General features: G+C 62.8%; 20 protein-coding genes and 3 tRNA genes. 7 read left to right on the top strand and 16 right to left on the bottom strand.

The window, feature by feature from the left end:
• Positions 1-10 precede the first annotated feature (10 nt).
• The 5 genes from CABTHER_RS02585 to CABTHER_RS17185 all read right to left on the bottom strand — a co-directional run bounded on the left by CABTHER_RS02585 (position 11) and on the right by CABTHER_RS17185 (position 5,021).
• Positions 11-964, bottom strand: coding sequence for a bifunctional riboflavin kinase/FAD synthetase (locus CABTHER_RS02585; protein ID WP_014099017.1), 954 nt, complete (start codon positions 962-964; stop codon positions 11-13).
• 106 nt (positions 965-1,070) lie between these two features.
• Complete coding sequence (locus CABTHER_RS02580; RefSeq protein ID WP_014099016.1) at positions 1,071-2,096, bottom strand: L-threonylcarbamoyladenylate synthase; 1,026 nt, start codon at positions 2,094-2,096, stop codon at positions 1,071-1,073.
• A 9-nt stretch (positions 2,097-2,105) separates the two neighbouring features.
• A complete protein-coding gene (locus tag CABTHER_RS02575; protein ID WP_014099015.1) occupies positions 2,106-2,648 on the bottom strand; it encodes a hypothetical protein in 543 nt (180 codons plus the stop codon).
• Positions 2,649-2,680: 32 nt separating this feature from the next.
• Entirely contained in the window at positions 2,681-3,781 is a 1,101-nt protein-coding gene (gene pheS, locus CABTHER_RS02570) for a phenylalanine--tRNA ligase subunit alpha (protein ID WP_014099014.1), read from the bottom strand.
• A gap of 7 nt (positions 3,782-3,788) precedes the next feature.
• Entirely contained in the window at positions 3,789-5,021 is a 1,233-nt protein-coding gene (locus CABTHER_RS17185) for a prepilin peptidase (protein ID WP_014099013.1), read from the bottom strand.
• 148 nt (positions 5,022-5,169) lie between these two features.
• On the opposite strand from CABTHER_RS17185, the gene purH reads away from it, so the two are divergent.
• Complete coding sequence (gene purH / locus CABTHER_RS02560; RefSeq protein ID WP_014099012.1) at positions 5,170-6,753, top strand: bifunctional phosphoribosylaminoimidazolecarboxamide formyltransferase/IMP cyclohydrolase; 1,584 nt, start codon at positions 5,170-5,172, stop codon at positions 6,751-6,753.
• A gap of 36 nt (positions 6,754-6,789) precedes the next feature.
• Here the strand turns inward: purH and ubiE are convergent, their stop codons facing one another.
• Positions 6,790-7,566 carry a bifunctional demethylmenaquinone methyltransferase/2-methoxy-6-polyprenyl-1,4-benzoquinol methylase UbiE gene (ubiE, locus tag CABTHER_RS02555; RefSeq protein ID WP_014099011.1) on the bottom strand — a complete coding sequence of 259 codons (777 nt, stop codon included), beginning with the start codon at positions 7,564-7,566 and terminating at the stop codon, positions 6,790-6,792.
• Between the two features lie 111 nt (positions 7,567-7,677).
• On the opposite strand from ubiE, the gene CABTHER_RS15335 reads away from it, so the two are divergent.
• Positions 7,678-8,247 carry a ubiquitin-conjugating enzyme E2 gene (locus tag CABTHER_RS15335; protein ID WP_014099010.1) on the top strand — a complete coding sequence of 190 codons (570 nt, stop codon included), beginning with the start codon at positions 7,678-7,680 and terminating at the stop codon, positions 8,245-8,247.
• Positions 8,244-9,197, top strand: a complete 954-nt coding sequence (locus CABTHER_RS15330) for a MauE/DoxX family redox-associated membrane protein (protein ID WP_014099009.1) — start codon at positions 8,244-8,246, stop codon at positions 9,195-9,197. Before CABTHER_RS15335 ends, CABTHER_RS15330 begins: the two co-directional genes overlap by 4 nt.
• Positions 9,198-9,256: 59 nt before the next feature.
• Here the strand turns inward: CABTHER_RS15330 and CABTHER_RS02540 are convergent, their stop codons facing one another.
• Entirely contained in the window at positions 9,257-9,982 is a 726-nt protein-coding gene (locus tag CABTHER_RS02540) for a hypothetical protein (RefSeq protein WP_014099008.1), read from the bottom strand.
• Positions 9,983-10,118: 136 nt separating this feature from the next.
• Between CABTHER_RS02540 and CABTHER_RS02535 the strand changes: the two genes are divergently transcribed.
• Positions 10,119-10,194 (top strand) — tRNA-Thr (locus tag CABTHER_RS02535).
• A 15-nt stretch (positions 10,195-10,209) separates the two neighbouring features.
• Here CABTHER_RS02535 and CABTHER_RS16435 read toward each other — a convergent pair.
• From CABTHER_RS16435 to CABTHER_RS15320, 9 genes are all read right to left on the bottom strand, one after another.
• A complete protein-coding gene (locus CABTHER_RS16435) occupies positions 10,210-12,399 on the bottom strand; it encodes a peptidylprolyl isomerase (RefSeq protein ID WP_014099007.1) in 2,190 nt (729 codons plus the stop codon).
• A gap of 71 nt (positions 12,400-12,470) precedes the next feature.
• Complete coding sequence (locus CABTHER_RS02525) at positions 12,471-13,316, bottom strand: CheR family methyltransferase (protein ID WP_014099006.1); 846 nt, start codon at positions 13,314-13,316, stop codon at positions 12,471-12,473.
• A 3-nt stretch (positions 13,317-13,319) separates the two neighbouring features.
• Positions 13,320-13,844 carry a cyclic pyranopterin monophosphate synthase MoaC gene (gene moaC, locus CABTHER_RS02520; protein ID WP_014099005.1) on the bottom strand — a complete coding sequence of 175 codons (525 nt, stop codon included), beginning with the start codon at positions 13,842-13,844 and terminating at the stop codon, positions 13,320-13,322.
• A gap of 118 nt (positions 13,845-13,962) precedes the next feature.
• A tRNA-Asp gene (locus CABTHER_RS02515) sits at positions 13,963-14,039 on the bottom strand.
• Positions 14,040-14,091: 52 nt separating this feature from the next.
• Positions 14,092-14,166: transfer RNA gene (locus CABTHER_RS02510), tRNA-Val, on the bottom strand.
• Positions 14,167-14,256: 90 nt separating this feature from the next.
• On the bottom strand, positions 14,257-15,612 hold the full coding sequence (gene thiC, locus CABTHER_RS02505; protein ID WP_335334122.1) for a phosphomethylpyrimidine synthase ThiC: 1,356 nt from the start codon (positions 15,610-15,612) through the stop codon (positions 14,257-14,259).
• Positions 15,613-15,692: 80 nt separating this feature from the next.
• Positions 15,693-17,105, bottom strand: coding sequence for a SpoVR family protein (locus CABTHER_RS02500; RefSeq protein WP_014099003.1), 1,413 nt, complete (start codon positions 17,103-17,105; stop codon positions 15,693-15,695).
• A 187-nt stretch (positions 17,106-17,292) separates the two neighbouring features.
• Positions 17,293-17,982, bottom strand: coding sequence for a YARHG domain-containing protein (locus tag CABTHER_RS15325; RefSeq protein WP_212770295.1), 690 nt, complete (start codon positions 17,980-17,982; stop codon positions 17,293-17,295).
• Between the two features lie 27 nt (positions 17,983-18,009).
• Positions 18,010-19,230: a serine/threonine-protein kinase gene (locus CABTHER_RS15320; RefSeq protein WP_014099001.1), complete on the bottom strand. Its 1,221-nt coding sequence runs from the start codon at positions 19,228-19,230 to the stop codon at positions 18,010-18,012.
• 196 nt (positions 19,231-19,426) lie between these two features.
• Between CABTHER_RS15320 and CABTHER_RS02485 the strand changes: the two genes are divergently transcribed.
• From CABTHER_RS02485 to CABTHER_RS02475, 3 genes are read left to right on the top strand one after another with little or no spacing between them, the layout of a single operon-like run.
• Positions 19,427-21,097: a M20/M25/M40 family metallo-hydrolase gene (locus tag CABTHER_RS02485; RefSeq protein ID WP_014099000.1), complete on the top strand. Its 1,671-nt coding sequence runs from the start codon at positions 19,427-19,429 to the stop codon at positions 21,095-21,097.
• 32 nt (positions 21,098-21,129) lie between these two features.
• Positions 21,130-23,433 carry an OPT family oligopeptide transporter gene (locus CABTHER_RS02480; protein WP_014098999.1) on the top strand — a complete coding sequence of 768 codons (2,304 nt, stop codon included), beginning with the start codon at positions 21,130-21,132 and terminating at the stop codon, positions 23,431-23,433.
• Complete coding sequence (locus tag CABTHER_RS02475; RefSeq protein ID WP_014098998.1) at positions 23,430-24,617, top strand: hypothetical protein; 1,188 nt, start codon at positions 23,430-23,432, stop codon at positions 24,615-24,617. The genes CABTHER_RS02480 and CABTHER_RS02475 overlap by 4 nt, the downstream gene beginning before the upstream one ends.
• Positions 24,618-24,627 lie beyond the last annotated feature (10 nt).

The following is a 24,627-nucleotide window of genomic DNA, read 5'->3' as shown; positions in this document are numbered from 1 at the left end:
GTGAGGCCGGTCATTCGACGGCCAGCGAGCGGCGGACGCCCGAATGCCGGAAGTAGCGCCGGCTGCGGGCCACGTCGTACGCAATCTGAGCGCGCAGCTCTTCCAGACTGGCGAACTTCCGTTCCGCACGCAGCCGATGCAGAAACCGGGTGCGGAGGGATGTGCCATAGAGGTCACCGCCAAAATCCAGGATGTGCGTTTCGACGACGCGCAGACGGTCATCGCTGACTGTCGGGCGGTAGCCGATGTTGGTCACGCTGCGCCGCCAGACGCCGCCAATGAGAGTGGCCGTCACATAGACGCCATCGGCCGGGAGCACGCGGTTGATGACCGCGATGTTGGCGGTGGGGAAATCCAGCGTCCGCCCCAGCCGTCGGCCGGTCACAACTTCTCCTTCGACGCCGTAGGGCCGCAGCAGCATCCGCCGCGCCAGGTTGATGCGCCCCGACTGGATGGCTTCGCGCAGGCGCGTGGAGCTGACCCGCTTGCCCCGCAGCAGCACGGCTTCGACTTCATACGCAGCGCAGCCGTAGTCCGCACCCAGGCAACGGAGCGTGGCGATGTTGCCCTGCCGGCCGCGCCCGAAGGCAAAATCTTCGCCAAGATAGATTTCCCGTGCGCCCAGCGCCCCAAACAGAATGCGCTGCGCAAACTCGGCGGCGGTCAGGGCTGCCAGCGCCGGGTCGAAGCGCAGGACAAGGGTTTGCCGGATACCCAGAATGCGAAGGGCTTCGAGTCGTTGGCCAAGCGTCTGAAGCAGCGGCGGCGCAGCGTCAGGATGCAGAACGGCGCGCGGATGAGGATCGAAGGTGACGACGGTCGGAATGCAGTCAAGGGCCGCCGCGCGCTCGACCACCCGGCGGATGATGGTCTGATGGCCCAGGTGAAGCCCGTCGAAAACGCCCATGGTGAGTACCGTCGGTGTACGCAGGGCAGGCGATTGCCAATCGTGAAAGATGTCCATGCAGGCAGTGCAGCCGGCGCCAAAGGATGTGTTCAGGGCGGATGATACCACCGTCCGAACCGTTCTGTGTGGTGAAGTTACGGGAGGCCCACAGGCACAAAGGGGGCTACGGCTTGCCGGCAGCCCGGTGCAGGCGGTCACGCAGCCCATCCCAGGCCGGGTCAGCCGGAACCTGCTCGATGACGATGACCTCCACCCCCTGGGCATCCAGTTCGTGCAGCGCCGCGTAGAGCCGGTGGGCATAGGCTTCCGGCTGCGCCGGCAGGCGGAGCAGTCGGGCGCCCGCCGGTGGTGTGACCTCTGAGATGACCAGTGCCGCTGGACGCTGCCCCTGCGCCAGCCACCGGGCAAGGCGGTGTTCGATGTTCGGCACGTCACCTGGCAGGACAAGCTCAACGTGCGCCCGTGGGGCGTAGTGACGCGGAAACTGGCCCGGACTCGCCACGACGGCCCCCGGTTGGGGCCGCTGGAAGGGCTGTCCGGCAACCGCTTCCAGCTCTGCCTGGGACAGAATGCCTGCCCGCCAGAGCGTGGGAGGTGTGGTGGTGACATCGAGTACGGCCGACTCAATGCCGACCGGGCAGGGGCCGCCATCGAGCACGGCGGCAATGCGGCCGTCCAGGCTTTTGAGCACGTGGTCGGCTGTGGTCGGAGAAACTTCCGTGAAACGGTTGGCGCTCGGCGCGGCCAGCGGTGCGCCGACGGCGCGAATGAGCGCCTGGGCCACAGGATGTGCCGGCCAGCGGACGCCGACTGTCGCCCCGCCGGCCGTGACCACTGGTGGGATGCGTTCGTGTTTGTGCAGGATGAGCGTCAGCGGTCCGGGGAAGAACGTCTCCACCAGCCGGTGGGCCACCGGTGGAATGGCAACGGCGACCCACTCCAGCCAGTCGCGCCCGGCGATGTGGACGATGAGGGGGTTGTTTGACGGCCGTCCCTTGGCCGCAAAGACTTTGGCCACGGCATCGGCATCAAAAGCCAGTGCACCAAGGCCATAGACGGTCTCCGTCGGAAAGGCCACCAGTTCGCCCTGACGCAGGAGGGCGGCGGCGCGGGCAATGGCCTCCGGTTCCGGGGACTCTGGATGGCACAGGATACGTTCTGTCAGCACAGGCGTCCGGGTTGCCTTCATACGCATCGTTCACGGAAGGCCCATTATCGTCGCCAACCTTGTCTTGAGCGATTCCGGCAGGTCGTCCAGTGATGTACCGAAGCTATGCCGCCAATCGGTCTGGATGTCCCGCTGGCCATCCGCACCGACGACTTCCTGGTAATACACGGCATGGAGCGCCGTTCCTTCCAGTGGCACGACGATGATGAGCCGGTGTTCGTCCTCTATCCGGCGCAGGTTGGGATACAGCCGGACGAGGAGATAATCCCCGAACAGCTCAATGGGTTCTTCAAGGTAATTCCCCTGTTCGACGCCATCGAGAAAGTCCTCCCCCAGCATCTCGGCGAGCGGCTTGCGTAACGCCGGCAGCTTGAAAAAGCTGATTTTCTGCACCCGGCCGCGCGGCCCCCTGACATCGTGGTGCGGATAGCGCCCCTGCCAGACCCGAAGCTGCTGGCGGTCAGGCGTTGGCGCCGACGCCGGGGCCTGTGCCGATGTTTGTGCCGATGTTTGCGCCGGGCCGCCGAAGAGGCCCAGACTTCCAGTGAGCAGCAGGAACAGCAGGCATTTCATGGGTTCACGGTACGGCGCGGGAAGGGGTGCGGTCAGAACTGGCTCAAAAACCGCAGGTCGTTTTCAAAGTACAGCCGGATGTCATCAATGCCGTAGAGCAGCGCAGCCATGCGGTCAATGCCGAAGCCGAAGGCAAAGCCGGAGAATTCCGTCGGGTCAATCCCACAGGCGCGCAGGACGTTGGGATGCACCATCCCGGAGCCGCCGAGTTCAATCCAGCCGGTATGCTTGCAGATGCGGCAGCCGGAGCCGCCGCAGAACGGACACTGAAAGTCGGTCTCCGCGCCCGGTTCGACGAAGGGGAAGTAGCTCGGCCGGAAACGCAGTGTCACCGGACGTTCAAACAGCCGGGTGAGAAACACCTGAAGCGTGCCCTTGAGGTCGCCCATGGTGATGCCGGGCGCGACGTTGAGACCTTCCACCTGAAAAAACATCGGGTTGTGGGTGGCGTCCGGCTCATCGCGACGAAAGACGCGCCCCGGTGCGATGATCCGTAAAGGGGGCTTGCGCCGCTGCATGGCGTGGATTTGTACGTTTGAGGTCTGTGACCGCAGCGCCAGTTCGTCGTCAAGGTAAAACGTATCGGTCAGATCGCGCGCCGGGTGGTCTGGTGGAATGTTGAGGGCGTCGAAGTTGTAAAACACCGTGTCCACTTCCGGGCCGTCTTCGACGGCGTAGCCCATGGCCACAAAGATGTCCTCAATGCGTTCCCGGATTTGCGTCAGCGGATGGGCGCGCCCGCGCCGGCGTACCAGCCCCGGCAGGGTGACATCCACGGCTTCGCGCCGGATGGTTTCAGCTTCCTCGAAAGCCCGTACTTGAGCTTCAAGGTCGGACAGGACGGCTTCGACTTCGGCCTTGAAGCGGTTGAGTGCGGCTCCCTGCACCGGCCGCTGGTCAGCCGGCAACGCGCCCAGTTCCTTGAGTTTGAGCGCCAGCACACCCTGCCTGCGGGCCAGCCAGTAATCATTGACCGCCTGCCACTGCCGGCGGGGTGGTATGGATGTCGGAAGTTCAAAGTCCGGCAGCGTCCATTCCGGGAAGCGTTCGCCAAAGGTGGCAGCCAGTCGCCGGTGGGCATCGGCCATGACGGACTGAAGGGTGGAAGCATTGAGGGTGGATGCGTCAGGCATAAAGCATTCAGGATATGAAGCTGGAAAGGAAGTCAAGATAGGTTGTCAGCCCCTTTTCTCCGCAAAAGAGCGCCACCAGCGCCGCCAACCCCAGCATGACGCCAAACGGCAGCGCATGCTGAAGGGCGGATGACCCGCGCAGCAGCAGACGTGGCAGGGATACCAAAACCCCCAGCAGCGAGGCCATGAGCAGTACGAAAAAGGTCAGCCCTCCGCCCAGAAACGCCCCGACAAACAGCATCATCTTCACGTCGCCCAGCCCCATGCCTTCCAGGTTGCCGGAGACAATGGTATCACCGGGTTCGAGCTGGCCATCCACGGTGTTTTCGAGGGCATCCGGGATACTTGTGATGCGGACGCCCCGTTCTCCCGGCTCGACGCAGGCTCCGTCAAGTGCCGTCATGCTGAGTTCCGGCGTACCGGTATTGGACGAGGCAAACTCAGCCGCGGCCAGTTCCTCCGGCGACAGTTCGCTGAAATCCCCGCCGAGCACATAAACAACGCCGCGTTTGCCGTTTGCGTGGCGCAGCTTGAGGCGGGCCAGGGTGCCGACCACGCAGCGGCGCTTGAGAAAGTCTGCCAGATCGTCGGGTGTCCGAATGGGAAAGGCGCGCAGGCGAAAGTAACCGACGCCCAGCACCCAGAGCGCACCGGCACCAATGGCCATTCCCAGCAGCGCGTTGACCAGTGAGCCGGCCAGCCCGGTCATCGGGAGCGGCCATCCGGTCAGTCCTTCAAAAAACAGGTTCATCCAGGGCAGCCCGACCAGATTGTGGTCCAGCAGCCGCGCCGCCAGCGCCAGGGCCGTACCGGGCAGGGTAATGGCATCGGGCAGGATTTGTTCGTTGAAATCCGTCACGATGAGCGCCACCAGCGCCGCCGCGAAGGCGCAGTTGAAGACACATTGCAACGTCGGACCAAAAACCAGCAGTGCGGTGAGGAAGAGCAGTCCGGTTGCCAGTTCCACCAGCGGGTACTGCCAGGAAATACGCACCCCACAGGCACGGCACTTCCCCCGGAGCAGCAGAAAACTGAGAATGGGCAGGTTGTCGTACCAGGCAATGGTTGCGTTGCAGCTTGGGCAGTAGGACCGGGGCGGTGAGTTGACCGAGCCGCCGCGTGGCAGGCGGTAGATCACCACGTTGAGAAAGCTGCCGATGCAGCTTCCGACGACAAAAGCCCAGATGGCCCAAAACCAGAGCGGCAGGCTGTCGTGGAGTTCGACCATCGAAACAAACATTGCCAGAACCAGACCAAAAGCAGTGGATGCCAGGCTTTTAGGCCGAATTCCGGGCGAAAGACAAGAGAAACGGGTTTTGTTATCGTGCGCAGACATGATCCCGTTTGGGACATCATCTTCGGCAATCCGCCAGACTCTGTAAACGCCTATGACCTTACCCCTTCCCCCACGCGCCCTGCTGAGTGTGTCTGACAAGCAGGGACTGGTTGACTTTGCACGCACCCTGCACGCCCACGGCCTCGAACTCGTCTCAACCGGCGGGACAGCGCAAACCCTTCTCGAGGCCGGTATTTCCGTCCTGGATGTGGCCTCGGTCACGGGTTTTCCAGAAATGCTCGATGGGCGCGTCAAAACCCTGCATCCACGCATTCACGCCGGAATTCTGGCACGGCGCGACCTGCCGGAACATCTTGAACAACTCGCCCTGCACGACATCAGCCGCTTTGATTTCGTCGTCGTCAACCTCTATCCCTTTGCCGACACCATTGCGCGCCCGGAAGTCACCTTTGCTGAAGCCCTGGAAAACATTGACATCGGCGGGCCGACCCTCATCCGGGCCGCAGCCAAAAATTTCCAGCATGTCGTTGTCGTCACCGACCCGGCCGACTATGCCGCACTGGCGGCGGAACTGACCCACACCGGAAGCATCTCCGCCGCGACACGCTACCGTCTGGCCTGCAAGGCCTTTGCCCACACAGCACGCTATGACCGGATGATTGCCGACTTTCTGGCCAACCGGACACAGTTCGAGGAAGCGACGGGGCAGGTTCAGCTTCAGCCTCCTGACGCCTTTCCCCCCCGCCTGTCACTCGTCCTGCACCGGCAACAGGCGCTGCGGTATGGTGAAAACCCGCACCAGTCAGCAGCACTCTACGTGCCAGCGGAGCATCCTGCCGGCGGTTTGGCTGCGGCCCGCCAGCTACAGGGCAAGGAATTGTCGTTCAACAACCTGCTCGATGCCGATGCCGCCTGGGGACTGGTCGGCGAATTCCGGGATGCGGCGGCCTGCGTCATCGTCAAGCACACCAACCCATGTGGCGTCGGGCTGGGGGCCGTTCCGCTCGAAGCCTTCCGTCTGGCGCGGGAAACCGATCCGGTCGCGGCCTTTGGCGGCATCGTGGCGTTCAACCGGACGGTTGACGCGGGCACGGCTACCGAACTGTCCGAAATCTTCCTGGAGGTCATCATTGCGCCCGGCTTCGATGACGCGGCGCAAAAGGTGCTGGCGGCCAGGAAAAACCTGCGCCTGCTGGTGGTTGCCGACGAAGCCCGCCCGGCAGCGGACTTCCGTACGATCTCCGGCGGCCTGCTCGTGCAATCGCCGGATGATCGGCTGGCGACGCCGGACGAGATGCGCGTCGTCACCCGCCGGTCGCCCTCCGAGGACGAATGGCGCGACCTGCTCTTTGCGTGGACGGTCTGCAAGCACGTCAAGTCGAACGCCATTGTCTATGCCCGGCAGGGCCAGTTGCTTGGCGTCGGGGCCGGACAGATGAGCCGCATTGACGCCGTCAGGCTGGGCGCGATGAAGGCCTGTCTGCCGCTGTCCGGTGCGGTCGTCGCGTCGGATGCCTTTTTCCCCTTCCGGGACGGTCTCGATGAAGCGGCGCGCCACGGTGCGCGGGCGGTCATTCAGCCCGGTGGCTCAATTCGGGATGAAGAAGTCATCGCCGCCGCCGATGAGCATGGACTGGCTATGGTCTTTACCGGCATGCGCCATTTCCGGCACTAGACTTCCAGCGCCGGTCATACGCGCTGACCGTTGGTATCAACGGTCAGCGTCAACGCCGGTGCTGACGGGATCAGCGCTCACCGGATTGGTCACGGCCGGCCTGACGCCGGTGTGCAGGGCGGCAATGCCGCCCGACAGGTTGCGCCACTTCACCTGCTGAAACCCGGCCTGCTCCATCCGGGCCGCAAGGGTGGGCTGGTCGGGAAAGTGCTGTACCGACGCCGGCAGATACGAGTAGGCATAGCCTGACCGTGAGACGGCATTGCCAATGCGTGGCAGAATCTGCGTGAAGTAGAAGCCGAACAGCGGTTTGAGGCCGGGCACGACCGGGTGGGAAAACTCCAGAATGGCCACCTTGCCGCCCGGCTTCAGGACGCGGTACAGCTCGGCCAGCGCCCCGTCCAGGTCCACGACGTTGCGAATTCCAAAGGCGACCGTGGCGACATCGAAACTGGCATCGGCAAAGGGAAGCGCCAGGGCGTCGCCAGCGAGCAGATGCACCGGACGGCCACTCTGCCGGACTTTCTCCATGCCCCGGAGCAGCATCGGCTGACAGAAATCCACGCCGACCGTGGGGGCCAGCCGGCCCAGTTCCAGCGCCAGATCGGCTGTCCCACAGCAGACATCAAGGGCGCGGGCGCCGGGCCGCGTCAGCACGTCCTGCACTTCCCGGACGGCCGCGCGTCGCCAGCGTTTGTCAATGTTGAGTGAAAGCCAGTGGTTGAGCTGGTCGTAGGTCGGCGCAATGCCGGCAAACATCGCCTGGATGCGCCTGGCTTTTTCCGAACCCTGAAAGGCAATGGGATTTTCCATGGTGAAGAATGGCGACGGGCCCGGGGGAATGCACCGTTTGTTTTTCGATTGCCCCAAGCCGGGCTACAATGGGCCTACTCTACCGGTGAAACGATTCCAGGGAAATGGGGGATGACGGTTTTCATGGCCACGCCTGATGATGTCCGGCGCGCTCGCCTGGCGGCGGACTATGAGGAAATGCGTACCATCCGGGGCGAATACATCCACTGGCAAAACCTCAACGTCCCGGCCACGGACTACATCGTAACGCTTCGGATTCGCAGCTACATCGGCCCCAACACAACCCGCGACGAGCACCAGATTCGGATTCTGCTGTCGCCCAACCATCCTTTCGAGAAGCCGACCGTGATGATGCACGGCATGACCCCCATTTTTCATCCGCACGTGTGGCCGGACGGCAAAATCTGCATTGGTCACTGGGACTTCCGCGAGGGGCTGGCGTCGTTTGTCATCAAGCTGGCGCGTTTGTTTCAGTTCGACCCACAGCTCATTGACCCGCACAGCATTGCCAACTATAAGGCGGCGGATTGGTTCTATGCCAACCCGACGCTGTTTCCCTGTGATCAGGCGAAGCTGCCCGTCCCTGGCGAAAAGCCGACGCATACCTTCGTGGTCAAACGGATTACGCCGCCCCGACCGACTGACGTCCGTCCGGGCGGACGCTTTCAGATTCGCTCATGAGCAACGTCGCCGAGGCGGCTTCCCAACGCTCAGAAGCCGCTTCCCTGCCGTGGCGGTTTTATCTTGGCTGGGGGCTGGCCGCCCTGCTGGGGCTGGTGTGGCTGGCCGCCGGCGTCATCAAGGCGCTCGAACCCTTTGATTTCGTGCGGCAGGTGGCTGGTTTCCAACTTGTGCCGGGAAAAGCCATGCAAACGGCCATTGCCTGGGGCTTGCTTGTGGCCGAGTGCGCGCTGGGCGCGGCGCTGATTCTCGGCTACCGCCTGCGCTGGGCGCTGGTGGGGGCCGGATGCCTGACGCTCATCTTCATGGGCGCGCTGGGGTGGGTCATCCTCGCCGGCATTCCGGTCGAGGACTGTGGCTGTTTTGGCTCACAGGTCAAACGCAGCCCAAAGGAAGCCCTGCTGGAGGATAGTCTGATGCTGCTGGTGACCGTGGTTTCGGGATGGCTGGTGTGGAAACCGCAGGCCACAGTGACGGCCTTGCAGCCACGCCGCTGGCGCGGTCTGGGCGTCCTGCTCTGTGCGTTGTTTGGTCTGCTCACGCCGCTGGCTTTTGGCTTCCCGCTTGGCGGCAGCGACTGGTCGCGGGTCAAGGTCTCCGGGACCACGGTCAATGTGGCGACGGGCGAACGTCTCGTGGCGCTCATTGACACGGAGTGCAGCCATTGCCAGGAAAGCGTCCCGCAGCTCAATGCCTACGTGGGTGTGAAGGATTTTCCGCTGTTCGTGGCGCTCTGCTCCAATGAGGAATGGCGTCGCAAGTTTTTCATTCAGCGGTTCGGGGCCAAGTTCGAGCTGGGTGAGATTTCCAAAGAGGACTTCAAGCGTCTGCTGGCGGATGGCGACACCCCGCGTATCGTTCTGCTGCGGCAGGGAAAAGTGCTGGCCGTCTGGAATGGCACGCCGCCCAGCCCTGATGAGGTGCGTCGCGCCCGCGCCAAACGTCCGTAGGCCCACCGGATTTCCAGCTTCTGAACGGTACTTGTCTTCTGCTGGCAACAGCACACGTGCTATCCAACGGCTTTCAGGGAAAGCAGATCGGCATCAATCCGCTGCATGGTGGCACGCAGGTCGAGCATGTCCTGGGCAAGAACTGTGATGCGGTGATCGATCCGGCGGGTGCGCGTGTCTATTTCCTGCAGCATGGCTTTCATCGCTGACTGTTCAGACTTCAGCGTGAAGACTTCCGTCATCAATGTCTGCTGCGCGGCCTTTACAGCCGCAACTTCCGTCAGCAACGCCTGCTGACCGTCTTTCAGCGCCTGCTGTTCAGACTTCAGGGTGAGGACTTCCGTCATCAACGTCTGCTGCGCGGCCTTTACAGCCGCAACTTCCATCAGCAACGCCTGCTGACCGTCTTTCAGCGCCTGCTGTTCAGACTTCAGGGTGAGGACTTCCGTCATCAACGTCTGCTGCGCGGCCTTTACAGCCGCAACTTCCGTCAGCAGCGCCTGCTGTTCAGACTTCAGCGTGAAGACTTCCGTCATCAATGTCTGCTGCGCGGCCTTTACAGCCGCAACTTCCGTCAGCAACACCTGCTGACTGTCTTTCAGCGCCTGCTGTTCAGACTTCAGGGTGAGGACTTCCGTCATCAATGTCTGCTGCGCGGCCTTTATGGCTGCAACTTCCGGCGTCAAAGCCTTCAGGCTGGTGATTTCCCTCACCAACTCCTGAAGTATGGCTGTCTGCTCAGCCATTCTTTCCAAAACGGTTTCGATGGTGGGCTTTGTTTCCATACGGCGCACCCTGCCTTCCCAGTTGGTTTGTCCAGTCTAACCACCGGGCGGGATGAGGACAACGCCGACGCGCCAACCTCACTTTCCCCGGCATCTTGACAGACGTGGTACTATTCCGCCCTGCCACAGGAAATGGGCCGACTTAGCTCAGTTGGTAGAGCAACTGATTCGTAATCAGTAGGTCGCCGGTTCAAGTCCGGCAGTCGGCTCCACTGCTTCCCTGCCTGCTAATCCTTCACCAGACGAATGCCCAGAATGCGGTCCTGGCGCACCAGCCGGTCCAAGGTCTCCAAGCCTTCGACGACCTGCCCGAAACAGGTGTAGCCGCCGTCCAGGTGCGGCTGCGGCAGGTGACAGATGAACCACTGGCTTCCGCCCGTATCCTTGCCCGAAAGTGCCATGCCGACACTGCCCCGCAGGTAGGGCCGTTCGTTGATTTCACAGCGAATCTGGTAGCCGGGGCCGCCATCGCCATCGCCGCGTGGATCGCCGCCCTGGACGACAAAGTTGGGAACGACCCGGTGAAAGGTCAGGTCGTCGAAGAAACCACGTTCGGCCAGGGCGATGAAGTTCTCAACCGTCAGAGGCGCATCCTCGGAAAACAATTCCAGGGTCAGTTCGCCTTTGGTCGTGGTGATGACGGCGCGCGGATGCCGCGCATACTGCCGCACCAGCCGGCCATAAAAGGCTGCCGGACGGTTCGTGCGGCAAATCCCAATCCGGCTGTCGAGCATCTCGCCTGCCTGCGCGCGCTCTTCCTCGCTCAGGGTGGACGGAAGCCGCCGCCGGAGTATTTCACCGGACTGCCTGCGTACCAGCCAGTCCGGGTCACGCAGGGCCAGATCAAAGGCAGCTTCTGTGTCGGGATGCGGGTCGGCTGCCAAGGCCTTGAGGATGGCCAGCCGGGCATCGTTTTGCGTGTCCTCCCGCGCCGTAGTCAGGGCGGCAATGAGCGCCTTTCGCCCCTGGTCGGTCGGTGGCAACACTTCCAATGCGGCGGCGGCCGCCGCCCGCACCATGACATCCGGGTGACGCAGTTCCTGCTCCCAGACGGCGGCCCACGCCGGCGTTTTCGGCACGGCCGCCAGCAGCGCCGTGCGCGCACGGGCATCAAGGACGGTTCGCGCCAGAAAATCCTCGACCACGCGGCGGCGGCGCGGCTCTTCCGGCGGCAGCGCGGCCAGACCAGCAAAGTAATGCGCCTGCGCCCGCCAGTCGTCGTCCGGCGGAAGCAGTGGCTTGTCCGGGTTAGCCCCCAGAAAGGCTGCTGTGCCAAGCCGCGCCAGGGCAATTTCGACTTCCGGGTTGGCTCCCAGCCTGCCCGTCGGCAGCATCCGCAGCCGTTCCAGCCACGGTTGCGCTTCGGTGGCTTTCAGGCGGCCCAGGGCTTCAGCCAGCGTCAAAAGCTCCGGCAGACCATCCCATGTCGGGCGCTCATCGGCTTCCACTTTGGCATAGCGGGACAGCCCGGCACGCAGCCGGTCCAGCAACGGCGGGACGACTTCTTCCGGTTGGCGTGCGTTTGACAGGGCCCGGATGACGGCAATCCGCACGGCGGCTTCTGCCGCAGCCAGACGGGGGAGCAGCGCCGCCATTGCTTCTGCGTCGCCAATAGCCCCCAACACCCGCGCCAGAGCCACTTGCACCACGGTCTCCCCTTCATCCCGGAAGGCTGCCACGAGCTTCTCACGTTCGCGGGTCAGGGTCTTTTCCGCTTCCGGCAGATCGCTCAACCGCGCCAAAGCGTTGGCCGCGTGGAAACGAACGTTCGCATTTGGCGACGCCAGCCACCTGAGCAGTGGCGGCAGGCCTGCCGCCTGGCGCATCCGCATCACGGCCGTCAGGCACAGTGTGGTGAACAGCTCACGTTCGCTGCCGGGCGGGATGTCTTCCGTTGGCCGCGGCAGGGACTTCAACCCGGCGGCCAACAGCCCCTGAAGGGTGTCTGCGTCAAGGGTTTTGGCATTGGCGGCGGCGATTTTGCCCAGAGCTTCTGCACAGCGCGCCCGCACCGGCAGCATTTCCGTTTCCCGCACCAGCATCCGGCGCAGGTCTTCCAGCGGTTCAGTCGTTTCCAGTTCGCCCAGGGCGAAGGCAGCCATGGCGCGCACCCGTGGGTTGCCGTCATCGTAGAGCCGTTCCAGCAGCAGGGTGTATGACCGGGGATCGCCGATGCGACCAAGCGCCAGGCAGGCGCGCCGCCGCACGCGGGCGTTGGACGAGCCAAGGAAATCCACGAACTCCTCGGCGTGGTAGTACCGCTCATCTTCAAGCTGAAGCAGCCGTGCAAAGACCCGCTGGGCCGAGTTGGCGCGCCCCAAAACCGGCGGCGGACCTGGACGCCGCTGCCCCCACACCGTGGAACACCAGCCGGCCGTCAGACAACACAGAGACAAAAAATGGCGACGGTTCATCATAGCCGGACGTTGTAGCGCAACTGGGTTGCGTCCTGCACGACCCGGCCGCCCATTTTCTGTTACTCATTCTGTTACTCAGGACGGTGGAAAAAGCCACGTGGCAACGCCTGTGAGGGACGCAGCCGCGCCTGGTTGACCAGTCCGACCTCGACACTCCCAACCAGCAGATAGCCGCCCGGAGCCAGCGCCTGCTGGATGCGGGCCGTCGTCTGCTGTACGGCCGTGTAGTGCATGTGCGTCAACACATTGCTGCACACAATGACATCGAACGGCCCCGGCAGGTGTTGCCACAGGTGCGGGTCGTACAGGTTGGCATGGCGCAGGCGGATGTTGCGGCGCAACCGGCGGTCAAGCTCGCCCGGCGGTGCATCCGGGGACTGGCTGCCGTGGAAAAACCGGTCACGTAGTGCCGGGTCAAGATTCCGCAACTGGAGTGGATGGTAACGCCCCTGGCTGGCATGCAGCAGGGCTTTGCTGCGCAGGTCTACGGCCAGGATTTCGATGCGCCAGTCGGATGCTTCCCCAAGCAGGTCTTCCAGAATCATCGCCAGCGAAAACGGCTCTTCACCCGTCGAGCAGCCGGCGCTCCACAATCGCAGGCGTTTCGTGTCGGCGCGCTTCTCGATGAGTTCAGGCAGCACCATGCGCCACAAAGCCCGAAACTGCTCCGGCTCGCGGAAGAAACTGGTTTCACCCAGCGCAATTTCCTCCGCAACCGAATGAAGTTCGCCGGGCGACTGCGCGGCCACGCGGCAGTAGGTCATCTCGTCAAAGAGCAGCCGGCGCGCCTTGTCCGTCACCACGGCTTGCAGTGCCGCCCGCAGGGTCTCGTTCGGAGCCCAGCCGTAAACCTGGGCCAGGGCCTTTTCGAGCTGCGGCAGGTGGGGATTGGTCAGATTCCGCTTCTTGACCGGCATCGCTTACGTTTCCGCCCCGGAGGAAGTCAGGCCCGGTGATGGTGGCACGTCCGAGGTCGGCGTCTCCGACGCCGGCCAGTCCGACGCGCCGCCCGTTTTTGACCGCACCTGAATGTCCGTAATCCGCATCGTACGGTCAATGGCCTTGCACATGTCAAACAGGGTAAGTGCCGCCACACTGACGGCGGTCAGGGCCTCCATCTCGACGCCCGTGCTGGCTCGCGCCCGGGCCGTCGCGGTGATGAGGATGTGGTCCGCCGCCAGCGTCAGTTCGACGTTGACATAGGCCAGCGGCAGCGTATGGCACAGGGGAATCAGCCGGTCGGTTTGTTTGGCCGCCAGGATGCCCGCCAGGCGGGCAGCTTCGAGCGGATCGCCCTTGGGTGTCGTCCGGGCGCGAATGGCCGCCACGGTTTCCGGCCGCATCAACACCACACCCGAAGCCGTCGCCGTCCGGTCGGTGATTGGCTTTTCTCCGACATCCACCATCGTGAGGCGTCCGGTTTCATCAATGTGGCTGAACGGCATGAGCTTGGCAGACTGACCGGCGACAGGGGCATTTCACAGGGGGGCAAAGGGTTTCTGAACAAAAGGAAAAGCCGTCCTTCAGCAACAACGAAGCACGGCTTTGTTCCCTTGAAATGTGTGGCGGAGCTGACGGGGCTCGAACCCGCGACCTCCGACGTGACAGGCCGGCGCTCTAACCAACTGAGCTACAACTCCGCAAATTGTTCTCCCCCGCTCACGTCCCACCGCGCCTGTCCGCGCTGCGACGTGGTGGGCGGTACTGGGCTCGAACCAGTGACCCCCGGTTTGTAAGACCGATGCTCTACCACTGAGCTAACCGCCCATCACCGCTCCCCGCGTCGGAGAACGTCCAGAGTAGGCGGGATGCCACTGGCTGTCAAGTCTCTCTGTGTTTTGCCCAGCCCGACATCCTTCAGTCCCTACCGGCCACGGCGGCTGCCGGGCGCGGGGTCAGAAACTTCTCTGAGGTATCCGGCTTCTGCCCGGAAAACTTCCCGATGGCCGCGTTGTCAATGTTGATGGAGCAGAGGCTGCCACACATCGAGCAGACCTTGGCATTGGCGGCTTCGGATTCTTCCTTGTAGCGCCGCGCCTTTTCGGGATCCATCGCCAACCGGAACATTCCGTCCCAGTCGAGCTGCTTGCGGTAGCGGGACATCTGATCGTTCCAGGCCTTGGCCCCCTTGACGCCCTTCACCAAATCCCCGGAGTGAGCGGCAATGCGCGTTGCGATCACGCCTTCAATGACATCCTGCCGGTCGGGCAGCCGCAGGTGCTCGGCCGGAGTGACGTAGCACAGCATGTCCGTGCCGGCAGCGGCAGCAATCGCACCGCCGATAGCGCCCGTGATGTGGTCGTAACCGGGCGCAACATCGCAGGTCAGCGGCCCCAGCACATAAAACGGCGCTCCGTCACAGACGCGCTTCTGAAGCTGTACGTTGGCCACGATCTGGTCGAGCGGCACGTGGCCCGGGCCTTCCACCATCACCTGGCAACCCTTCTCCCGCGCGCGCGCCACAAGTTCGCCCAAAACCAGCAACTCGGCCAACTGTCCCCGGTCGCTGGCATCACTTGTCGCACCCGGACGCAGACCGTCGCCCAGCGAAAAGGTCACGTCGTAGCGGGCAAAGATGTCGCACAGGCGGTCAAACTGTTCATAGAGCGGATTTTCATTGCCGGTGGCTTCAATGTAGGCCGCCAGCAGTGCCCCGCCCCGGCTGACAATTCCCTCGATGCGCTGGTGCTGGCGCAGTTTTCGGACTGTTTCCTTCGTCACCCCGCAGTGGACGGTCATGTAATCCACGCCCTGCTGCGCCTGCTTCTCGATGACGGCAAACAACTCTTCCGGGTCCATTTTCAGAATCGAACCCTCTGCAGCGACCTGGTAAATGGGCACCGTGCCCAGCATGAGCGGGCTTTCCCGGATGAGCGTTTCACGGATCAGGTCCAAATCCGTCCCGGTCGAGAGGTCCATGACGCTGTCGGCCCCGTACTGCACGGCGGCGTGCAGCTTGGCGATTTCCTCTTCGAGCAGTTGGTGGTAGCCCGACGCGCCAATGTTGGCATTGACCTTCGTGCGGAGTCCCTTGCCAATGCCGATTGGACGAAAGTGGTGACGAATGTTTTTAGGGATGACGATGGTGCCGTCGGCCAGCCCCTGCCGGATGAATTCCGGGTCGAGCCGCTCGTCCTCGGCGACGGCGATCATCTCCTCAGTGATCTTGCCAGCACAGGCCAGCATACGAAGTGTCTGGTATTCACCACGCACAGTGGTATCCCTCCCTTGGTTTCAATCAGGGCCTGAAGTGTGGTGGACAAGGCACGTCCAATACAAGCCAGGGCAGCGCACTAGTCTTCGTCGTGGCTGCTTCCGTCATAGTGCAGGACGAGTGGCTCATTGTCCGCGCGGGTTTCCAGGTGCACCGGCCGCCCCCACAGGGTGTAGATGTATTCCAGCACCTTGCGCGCGTATTTGAGGTCCAGTTCCACCCCCTCAAACCGATGGGTCAGGTACAACTCGCGGTTTCGGTTGTAATCCCCATCCGTAACTTCGATGTACGGGAAGCCGAAGTTGGTCATATTGGCCACCAACTGGTCACGGACGCGCTCCCAGCGTTTTTCCGTGATCGTCCACTCCTCGTCATCCACGAGTTCATAGACATAAAGATCGAGTTCTTCGACCAGCTCTTCCGTCAGGTAGTTACGCAGGAAGGACACGTCACTTTCCACTTCCCGCACCTCGAAGATTTTTTCGCGCCCCTGCCCACCGGGACGGCCGTAGGCTTCCCGTTCCTCGGCCGTCGGGTTGTCCCAGCGGCGCTCGATGTCTTCAAAGATTTTGTAGCCCAGATAGTAGGGATTGAGCTGCCCCTTGTGGGGTGAGACGACCGAAGCGTGCAGTTCGGCAAACTCAACGAATTCATCTGTGCCCTCGCACAGTTCGCGCATGATGCGGGCATGCCAATAGCTGGCCCAGCCTTCGTTCATGATTTTCGTCTGCATCTGCGGCACGAAATAGAGCATTTCGTCGTGAATCATCATCATCACGTCGCGCTGCCATTCTTCGAGCACAGGGGAATAGTTGGCAATGAACCAGACGAGGTCTTTTTCGGGATAGACCAGCTCGCCCGGCTTGCGTTTCGGCGGCGGTGCCGTCTCGCCGGCCGGCTTCTCGCCCAACCGCAGGATGTCCTCAAAGGGATTTTCCCGGCCGCTGGTGCTTTTTTTCTCCGGCGGCGGGGGCAGGTCACGTTCCTTGCGAATGAAAAAGTTGGGGTCTATGTGCTCCTCGATGGAGAGCACGGCATCCAGAAAAGCCTCGACGGTCTTGCGGCCGTACTTGAACTCATACTCCTCAATACGCGCCGCATGCAGGTTGACTTCATCCACCATCCGCCGGTTGGTGTGGGCAAAGTAGGCGTTGTGCTTGAAGAAATCGACATGCCCCAGCACATGCGCCATCACGAGCTTGTTCTGGAGCGGTGAGTTGGTTTCAAGCAGGAAGCCATAGGCCGGGTTCGTGTTGATGACGACTTCATAAATGCGCGACAGCCCGAAGTCGTACATCGTTTTCATCCGGTGGTAAGCCTTGCCGAACGTCCAGTGGGAGAAACGGCCCGGCAGTGCATACGAGCCAATCTCGTACATCACCGTTGCCGGTACGATCTCAAAGTTCACCGGAAACGGGTCGAGACCAAACCCACGGGCGATTTCCCAGATACGTTCGAGAGCTTCTTCGAGAGCAGCGAATTCCTTGTCCACGGCCAGATACCTCGCTCGGTAGCAGTCGGCGCCGGGCAGCAGCGCGACAGTTCGTGGCCGGTCGGAGCAACGGCCACATCGCAGGTGAGATGATTGACGATAGCCCTTTGCCCGGGTCGTCTCAATAGGCGGTCGGGGTGGATGCGACGCCCCTGGGCGTACACGCTGGCTCCAACTTCTCAGGATTTCAATCCCTGGGGGTTCGTTCAGCCGCTCTGGCCTGTTTTTCAGCCTGCCGAATCCGCTCGATATTGCGGCGCTCAACGGCGGTCAGCTTGTCTTCGGCATTGCCGTCGGTCGGATGGTACCACGGCTGCGCGCCAAAGTGCGCAGCCAACTCCGGGTCGGAAAAACGATAGCCATGCCGCGCCAGTATCTCGTTGCGCATCAGACGCAGCTCTTCTGCAGTCAGGTCGCGCAGGTCATCATCGGTGAGATCGCGCAGCGAAGCCTCCGGGAAATCCCCCGGTACGTCATCCGGGTTCGGGGCGTCCGGGCCGGCAGCTTCGGGCTGGCGGGGCGGGCCGGAGGCTTTGGTATAGGCACTGATTCCCTTTTCCTTTGCCAGTGACGCGACAGCCTTTGCCTCAGCTTCCGTGGGGTAAATCCCCAGCGCCACGATGTAAAAGCCCGGCTCGAAGTTCGTCCAGTCGTCCGTTTTGACGACAAAGGGCTGCAAGCCGGCCTTGAGATAGGACTGTTTTCTGGCTTCGGCAGCCTCGGCCGTTTTGGCCGAGAAGGCAATGACGTAAAACCCTTCCGAACCCGGTTCGAGGGAGGTCGGCGGCGCGGGTGGCTCGGCAGCAGGTTCAGCCGGGGTATCCAATGCCGGAGTATCTGACCTTGTGGGGAGCGCCGGGGATGGTGCCGGTTCCACAACCGGCGGCACAGGAGCCGGCTGTGCCTAGGAGCGGAAAGCCTGGCCCTGAAAATAGACCAGCAGGGCCAGAAACAATGTCGCCCCCAACAGCAGGGTTACGGCAACACCAGCCGCAATCCACCACCAACCCTGACTTTCCCGGCCCTGGCTTTCCCGGCCCTGGTTGCCCCGGCTCTCTGTGCCGGGGGTCTCGCTGTCCAGACGGTTTTTGTTGTGGCTGCCCAAGGCAGCGGAAGCTGCCGGGCCGAGGCCGGCAGCGCGGTCCGGCGGCAGCGGCAGCGTATCGGCGGTCGGGGTGGCCGGGATTGCAGACGGAGCAGCCCCGGCCGGCGTCGAAACCGGCGCCGGAACGGATGCCGCCGGTACGGTGACAGCGGCCGCCCGGCTGTCGGTGGCCGGACGCGCCGGCGCTGTCGCCGGGGACGCCCCCCAGGCCCCGACCGGGGCTGACGCCGCAACGGCCTGCGCCAACGCCCGCCGCATCGCCGTGGCTGTGGCAAAACGGTGCGCCGGGTCCTTGCACAGCGCCGTCGCCAGAAATGACCGCACAGCAGGCGGAAAATCAGCCGGAAGCGGTGCCGGCTCGCGGGTGAGAATAGCCGCCATCAGAGAGGGCAGGTCGGCCTGTGGAAACGGCAACCTGCCGGTGATGAGCTGCTGGAAAACCACGCCGGCGGCCCACAGATCGCCCTGCTCGGTACGTACGCCGTCGAAGGCCTCCGGCGGCATGTAAGCCGGTGTGCCGGCAATGTGTCCCGTGTGGGAGGTGGCACGCACCACCCGCGCAATGCCAAAGTCCGCCAGCCGGGGCGTTTCCCCTTGCAGCAGCACGTTGGCCGGCTTCAGGTCGCGGTGAACGATCTGGCGCGCATGCAGGTGCTCCAGCCCGGCGAGAATCCCATCCACCATTTTGGCGGCTTCCGGCAGGCTGACGACACCGCCCTTCCGCACCAGCCAGTCCACCAGCGAACCGTCCGGGGCGTACTCGCTGACGATGACCACCTGGCCGTCGTAAATATCGGCCTCGATGATGGGCAGCACGTTGGGATGGCCGCTGGCCTGGGCCCAGATGGACGCCTCCTTGCGGATGGCATCGAGGTCCACATCGTCTGCCAGCGGAATTTTGAGGGCCACGCGCGTCACGGCCAGCGCCGTGCGCCGTTCCGCCAGCCAGACCTGCCCAAAAGCGCCCCGTCCGAGCAGGCGGACAAGAGTGTATGGCCCCAGCGTGTCACCAGGCTGCATGCTGCCCCCCAAAATCTTGCGAGCCAACCGTCCGTGAAAGCAACCGCCCAGGCATCAGGTGTTTTTTCAGCGGGATGAGTCTGGCAGAACGTGTTTTTGCCGTTGAAATTCCACCGGCGTTGGCATGAGAATGCCGCTACCGTTTGATGTTCGTCAAATATCGGCAACCTTTTGGTTTCCACGAGGACAGACCGTAATGAAAACGCTGCGCCTGGGCGTTGCGGGCTGGTGGCTGCTGTGGCTGGTCATCCAGATTGGCATGCCGGTCAGGGCAACGGAAACCGTCTCCGTCCCGGCCGAAGTCCGCGCCATTTTGGCCCGGATTCAACCGGCCACCTTGCGCGCCCACACTGAACTGCTTTCCGATGATCTGTTTGAAGGCCGCGCCCCTGGCACGCGCGGCGGACTCCTTACGGCGAAGTACATCGCCGCCCAGTTCCAGACCTACGGGCTGGAGCCGCTTGGCGGCTCGTATTTCCAGAACGTGCCTATTGTCAATCTGCGCGCCATCCCAACCACGATGACCTTTCGCGCAGCGTCCGGGGCAACCGTCGAACTGGCGTATGGGACGGAGTTCACGGCGCAATCCGGTGAGTGCCTGCCTGAAGTCCGGTTCGATGATGTTCCGGTTGTCTTTGCCGGCTACGGCATCGTCGCACCGGAATATGACTGGAACGACTACAAGGACGTGGACGTGCGCGGCAAGATCGTCATGCTGCTGGTCAACGATCCGGGACTGCACAACCCGTCCATTTTTCAGGGGCGGACGCTGACCTACTACGGGCGTTGGACGTACAAGTACGAGGAAGCCGCCCGCCAGGGCGCGCGCGGGGTGCTGCTCATTCACACGACCGAGAGCGCCACCTATCCGTGGCAGGTGGTCCAAAGCTCCAACACCGGCACGCGGTCGGAACTCGTCCGGGATGCCAACTCCCCGCCGGTCGTGGCCTTGAAATCGTGGATTACCGATGATGCAGCCGTGCGGATTGCCCAGCTCGGCGGCAAGCGGCTGGCCACGCTCATCGAGCAGGCCGAACGGCGGGACTTCCGCCCGGTGCCGCTCGACACGACCCTTTCGCTGCACCTGAAAAGTGAAGTGTCCACACTTGAGTCACCGAATGTCGTCGGGTGGCTGCCAGGGCGTGACGAGAAGTTGCGCGATGAATGTGTTGTCGTCACGGCGCACTACGACCACTTTGGCGTCAAGGAAGACCCGGCTTCCGGGCAACGGCTGATTTACCGTGGCGCGCTGGACAATGCTTCGGGCGTGGCAGCTCTGCTGGCGATGGCCGAGGCGTTGGGGAAATCAGACTGGCGTCCGCGCCGATCAGTGCTGTTTTTGTCGGTCACGGCCGAAGAACAGGGCCTGCTGGGGGCGCAGTATTACTGCGAACACCCCCTCATTCCCCTCGAAAAAACGGCAGCCAACATCAACCTCGACGAAGTCAATGTCTTTGGGCGCACCCGCGATTTCGTTCCGCTGGGGGCGGAGCGTTCGACGCTTGGCAAAACCATTGACGCGCTGGCCAAACTGGAGGGGCTGGTGATGAAGCCGGACCCGTTCCCCCAGAACGGCTCATTTTTCCGCTCTGACCACTTCTGCTTTGCCAAGGCCGGTGTACCGTGTCTGTCGCTCAACTTTGGCGTCGAAGTCGAAGGCAAACCGGAAGGCTGGGGCAAACAGCGGTTTGACACCTACGTGCGCCGCGACTACCACCAACCCACGGACACCATTCAGGAAGACTGGGACTTTCGGGGGGCGGCCCAGCATGCGCAGTTTGCCCTGCTCATCGTGGCCACCGTTGCCGATGACCCGGCGATGCCCGACTGGCTTCCCGGCGAGGCCTTCCAACGCAAGAAGACCTGAACCCCCTGCCCGAACTGGAGCCAAACTCACCCATGTCCACCCAAGTTGAGTCACCGGCGGCGACGCACTTCCAGCCCTTTGTGGCCAGCGAAGCCGTCCTGCCGGAATTTACCCTGCGCAGCGTCCTCGTCGGCGTCATTCTGGGGATCGTCTTCGGGGCGTCTTCCGTTTATCTGGCGCTCAAGGTCGGTCTGACGGTATCGGCCTCGATTCCGATTGCCGTCCTTTCCATCACGATTTTCCGGGCGCTGGGCAAAAGTTCCATTCTCGAAAACAACATGACGCAGACGATTGGCTCGGCCGGCGAATCGGTCGCGGCGGGCGTCGTCTTTACCGTGCCGGCGCTGTTGCTGATGGGCTATGCACTCGATCTGTCGCGCACGACCCTGACGGCGCTGACCGGCGGTTGGTTGGGCGTCCTGCTGATGATTCCCCTCCGGCGGGCGCTCATCGTCAAGGAACACGGCAAGCTGACCTATCCCGAAGGCACGGCCTGCGCCGAAGTGCTCATCGTCGGCGAAAAGGGCGGTAGCCAGGCCAGGCTCGTCTTTGGAGGCTTCGGGCTGGCGCTGCTGTACAAGTTCCTGATGTCCGGGCTGCACCTGTGGAAAGAGTATCCCGAAAAGGCCTTGGGCAAGGCGCTGCCCGGCGCGACGCTCAGCGCCGAAGTGTCGCCGGAACTGATGGGCGTCGGCTACATCATCGGGCCGCGGGTGGCCGGGATTATGCTGGCCGGCGGTGCGTTGTCGTATCTGGTGCTCATCCCGACGATTGTCTTTTTCGGCAGCGGCCTTAGTGAACCACTGTTCCCGGCAGCAAAGCTCATCCGGGACATGTCGCCCAGCGATGTGCGGACCAACTTCGTGCTTTACATCGGGGCCGGCGCAGTCGCCACCGGCGGCATCATCAGCCTGGTACGCTCCCTGCCGATGATCCTGTCCGCCTTCCGCGCCGGCGTGGGGGGCTTCAAGGCCGCCGCCGCGACGGCCGTAGTGCGGACCGAAAACGACCTGCCGATGAACTTCGTTCTGGGCGGCGCCGGGCTGCTGTGGATCATTCTCAGCACCGTCATTTACTTCACGGCGGGCGAGCTTGGGTTCAGCCTGCTGGCAGCGGCGATGATCATCGCCTTTGGCTTTTTCTTCGTCACTGTGTCGTCCCGGATTACGGGCGAAATCGGCTCTTCCTCGAATCCGATTTCCGGCATGACGGTCGCCACAATCCTGCTGACCTGCCTTATCTTTCTGGCGATTGGGAAAGTCGGGATCGAAGCGCGGGTCGTGGCGCTCTCGGTCGGCGCGGTGGTGTGTATTGCAGCGGCCATTGGCGGGGCAACGTCGCAGGATTTGAAAACGGGCTTTCTGGTTGGGGCTACGCCACGGCAGCAGCAAATCGGACTGGTCATCGGTGTGACCACCTCAGCGCTGGCCATCGGCTGGGTGCTTTCGTTTCTGAACGACTCGAACACGATTTACTTCCCCAAGGAAGCACCGGGCTACACGGCTACAGCGACCGAGAACCGTACCGTGACGCTCGCCGGAAAAACCTACCGCATTCACAACGTGACCGAACCGGCGGCGGGACTGCTTCCCGGACGCTACCTCATCAACGACGCCGGACAGATTCGGTTCATCATTGATCCGGGCGTGGGCGGGATTGAAACCAGACAGCTCGTTGAAACGACCGGGCCCATACAGGGCACAGACACCGGCCGGACCCTGCGCGGCCTCGATGACCAGACCTACCGTGTCGTGCAGGTGGCCACGTCGCCGGAAGTGGTCGTGGAATATCTCGTGGACGAGCAGGGACAGGCCCACTACCGGCTTGACCGGCGCGACCTGCCCTACTCCGCCCCCAAAGCCAGCCTCATGAAGCTCATCATTGACGGCATTCTGACCCAGAAACTCCCGTGGGGACTGGTGCTGCTGGGCATGTTTATTTCCATCACCATGGAGTTGTGCGGCGTGGCGGCGTTGCCGTTTGCGGTCGGACTGTACCTGCCGTTTTCGACTTCGGCGGCAATTTTCGTCGGAGGCTTCATCCGCTGGCTGGTTGACCGTCAAACGGGCGGCGCGGTTTCTGAAGCGGAAGCGGAGGCCGGGAGTGGCGTTCTGTTCAGTTCGGGACTCATCGCTGGCGGCTCGATTGGAGGCCTGCTGCTGGCCGCCCTGACGGTTGTCGCTGGCGGATTTCTGACCACGCTCAACGTGGCCGAACACTTCCCGGCGCTCGAACACGGTGCCTTTGCCGACGCCTGGGCTGTCGCGGTGTTTCTGCTGCTGGGTATTGGCCTTTATCGAGTTGCACGTTCGTCTCCGGTTGGAACGAAATCATGAACACATACTTGTCTGTCTGGCGGATCGTGGCCGGTGTTGCCATTGGGATCGGATGCCTCTGGCTCGGCGCCGGCATTGCTTCGGGGCCGGTGAGAGCAGCCGGCATCGTGACCCGTGATAACGTACCTTTCAACTATGCAGAGGACCGGCTGCTCATCTACTACGACGCGGCTGCCAAGCGCGAAACCGTCGTATTTGAGCCGGCCATCCGCTTTCGCGGAGAAGCCTTTGCTTGGGCGATGCCCTTTCCGGGTGAAGTTCAGTTGGCAGCGGCCGGGCCACAGATTTTCCTTCGCCTGAGCGAATATCTTGCTCCGACGCTCATCGAGACGCGCCGGCGCTGGAAGCTGGCCTTTTGGTTGTGGGAGTGGTTCAAACCCAAGCCGGTCGTCAAACCCAGCGCACTTCCCAGACCGCAACCAGGGCAGATCGTGGTAGCCCGGCGCGTCGCCGAAGCCAGCATAGAGACCCTACCCCGCGCCACGAAAGAGGAATTGACCAAAGCGCTCCAGAAGGCTGTGGCGCGCCGCCCTGAAGAAACTCCCTTTGACCCAACCAAGCCGCCCACGCCGGAAAAACCGCTTCAGTTGTCGGAGTCATTTTTAGCGTGGGCTAAACCTCACCTTGACCAAAAGGCCACCTGGGTGATTGTTACAGCCCGAACAGACCCAGCAGACACTGCTCTTGGGTATGATGAGCAAGCCTCGATTCAACCCTTCGTGGTGTCCTTCACAACCGAGCAACCGGTCGTTCCGCTTACCTGCCCGGCCCCATTTCCTGCCTTGGAAGATGTACCAAAGCACCGCAACTTCAAGGCGTTCATTGTGACCAGGGAACGCACCGAGGTTCGCGCCGATGGAACGCTTTTGTTTGAGCCAGCGGCCGTCCCCTTTGCCGACCGCATCCCGGCAGCCGACTGGACCAAGCGGGTTCTTGCACCCACCCAACCGGAATTTCAGCCGGCTGAAGACACTTTTCTGACGACGTATTTTCACACCGAGCGTGACCAGCGGGTGTTTCAGACCAACCCGGTCATCGTTCCGGCCACGACGCAGACCACGATTCGTCCGCCGGCCAACATCGTCGTGCAGGAACAGCCGGTCATCATCCCTGGCGAGGCGCTGCTGCTCATCCTTGGCGGAGGACTCGTGTACTGGCGGCAGCGGCAACGGGAGCAGCGATAAGGGCCAAACA

Origin of the sequence: Chloracidobacterium thermophilum B (genome assembly GCF_000226295.1) — a bacterium.
Classification (GTDB): domain Bacteria; phylum Acidobacteriota; class Blastocatellia; order Chloracidobacteriales; family Chloracidobacteriaceae; genus Chloracidobacterium; species Chloracidobacterium thermophilum.
This window is presented reverse-complemented; position numbering and strand designations above follow the sequence as displayed.

Bases quoted from the DNA above. Each gene is read 5' to 3' on its own strand.
- CABTHER_RS02585 (WP_014099017.1), bottom strand. From the start codon at position 964: ATGGACATCTTTCACGATTGGCAATCGCCTGCCCTGCGTACACCGACG.
- CABTHER_RS02580 (WP_014099016.1), bottom strand. From the start codon at position 2,096: ATGAAGGCAACCCGGACGCCTGTGCTGACAGAACGTATCCTGTGCCAT.
- CABTHER_RS02575 (WP_014099015.1), bottom strand. From the start codon at position 2,648: ATGAAATGCCTGCTGTTCCTGCTGCTCACTGGAAGTCTGGGCCTCTTC.
- pheS (WP_014099014.1), bottom strand. From the start codon at position 3,781: ATGCCTGACGCATCCACCCTCAATGCTTCCACCCTTCAGTCCGTCATG.
- CABTHER_RS17185 (WP_014099013.1), bottom strand. From the start codon at position 5,021: ATGTTTGTTTCGATGGTCGAACTCCACGACAGCCTGCCGCTCTGGTTT.
- purH (WP_014099012.1), top strand. From the start codon at position 5,170: ATGACCTTACCCCTTCCCCCACGCGCCCTGCTGAGTGTGTCTGACAAG.
- ubiE (WP_014099011.1), bottom strand. From the start codon at position 7,566: ATGGAAAATCCCATTGCCTTTCAGGGTTCGGAAAAAGCCAGGCGCATC.
- CABTHER_RS15335 (WP_014099010.1), top strand. From the start codon at position 7,678: ATGACGGTTTTCATGGCCACGCCTGATGATGTCCGGCGCGCTCGCCTG.
- CABTHER_RS15330 (WP_014099009.1), top strand. From the start codon at position 8,244: ATGAGCAACGTCGCCGAGGCGGCTTCCCAACGCTCAGAAGCCGCTTCC.
- CABTHER_RS02540 (WP_014099008.1), bottom strand. From the start codon at position 9,982: ATGGAAACAAAGCCCACCATCGAAACCGTTTTGGAAAGAATGGCTGAG.
- CABTHER_RS16435 (WP_014099007.1), bottom strand. From the start codon at position 12,399: ATGATGAACCGTCGCCATTTTTTGTCTCTGTGTTGTCTGACGGCCGGC.
- CABTHER_RS02525 (WP_014099006.1), bottom strand. From the start codon at position 13,316: ATGCCGGTCAAGAAGCGGAATCTGACCAATCCCCACCTGCCGCAGCTC.
- moaC (WP_014099005.1), bottom strand. From the start codon at position 13,844: ATGCCGTTCAGCCACATTGATGAAACCGGACGCCTCACGATGGTGGAT.
- CABTHER_RS15320 (WP_014099001.1), bottom strand. From the start codon at position 19,230: ATGCAGCCTGGTGACACGCTGGGGCCATACACTCTTGTCCGCCTGCTC.
- CABTHER_RS02485 (WP_014099000.1), top strand. From the start codon at position 19,427: ATGAAAACGCTGCGCCTGGGCGTTGCGGGCTGGTGGCTGCTGTGGCTG.
- CABTHER_RS02480 (WP_014098999.1), top strand. From the start codon at position 21,130: ATGTCCACCCAAGTTGAGTCACCGGCGGCGACGCACTTCCAGCCCTTT.
- CABTHER_RS02475 (WP_014098998.1), top strand. From the start codon at position 23,430: ATGAACACATACTTGTCTGTCTGGCGGATCGTGGCCGGTGTTGCCATT.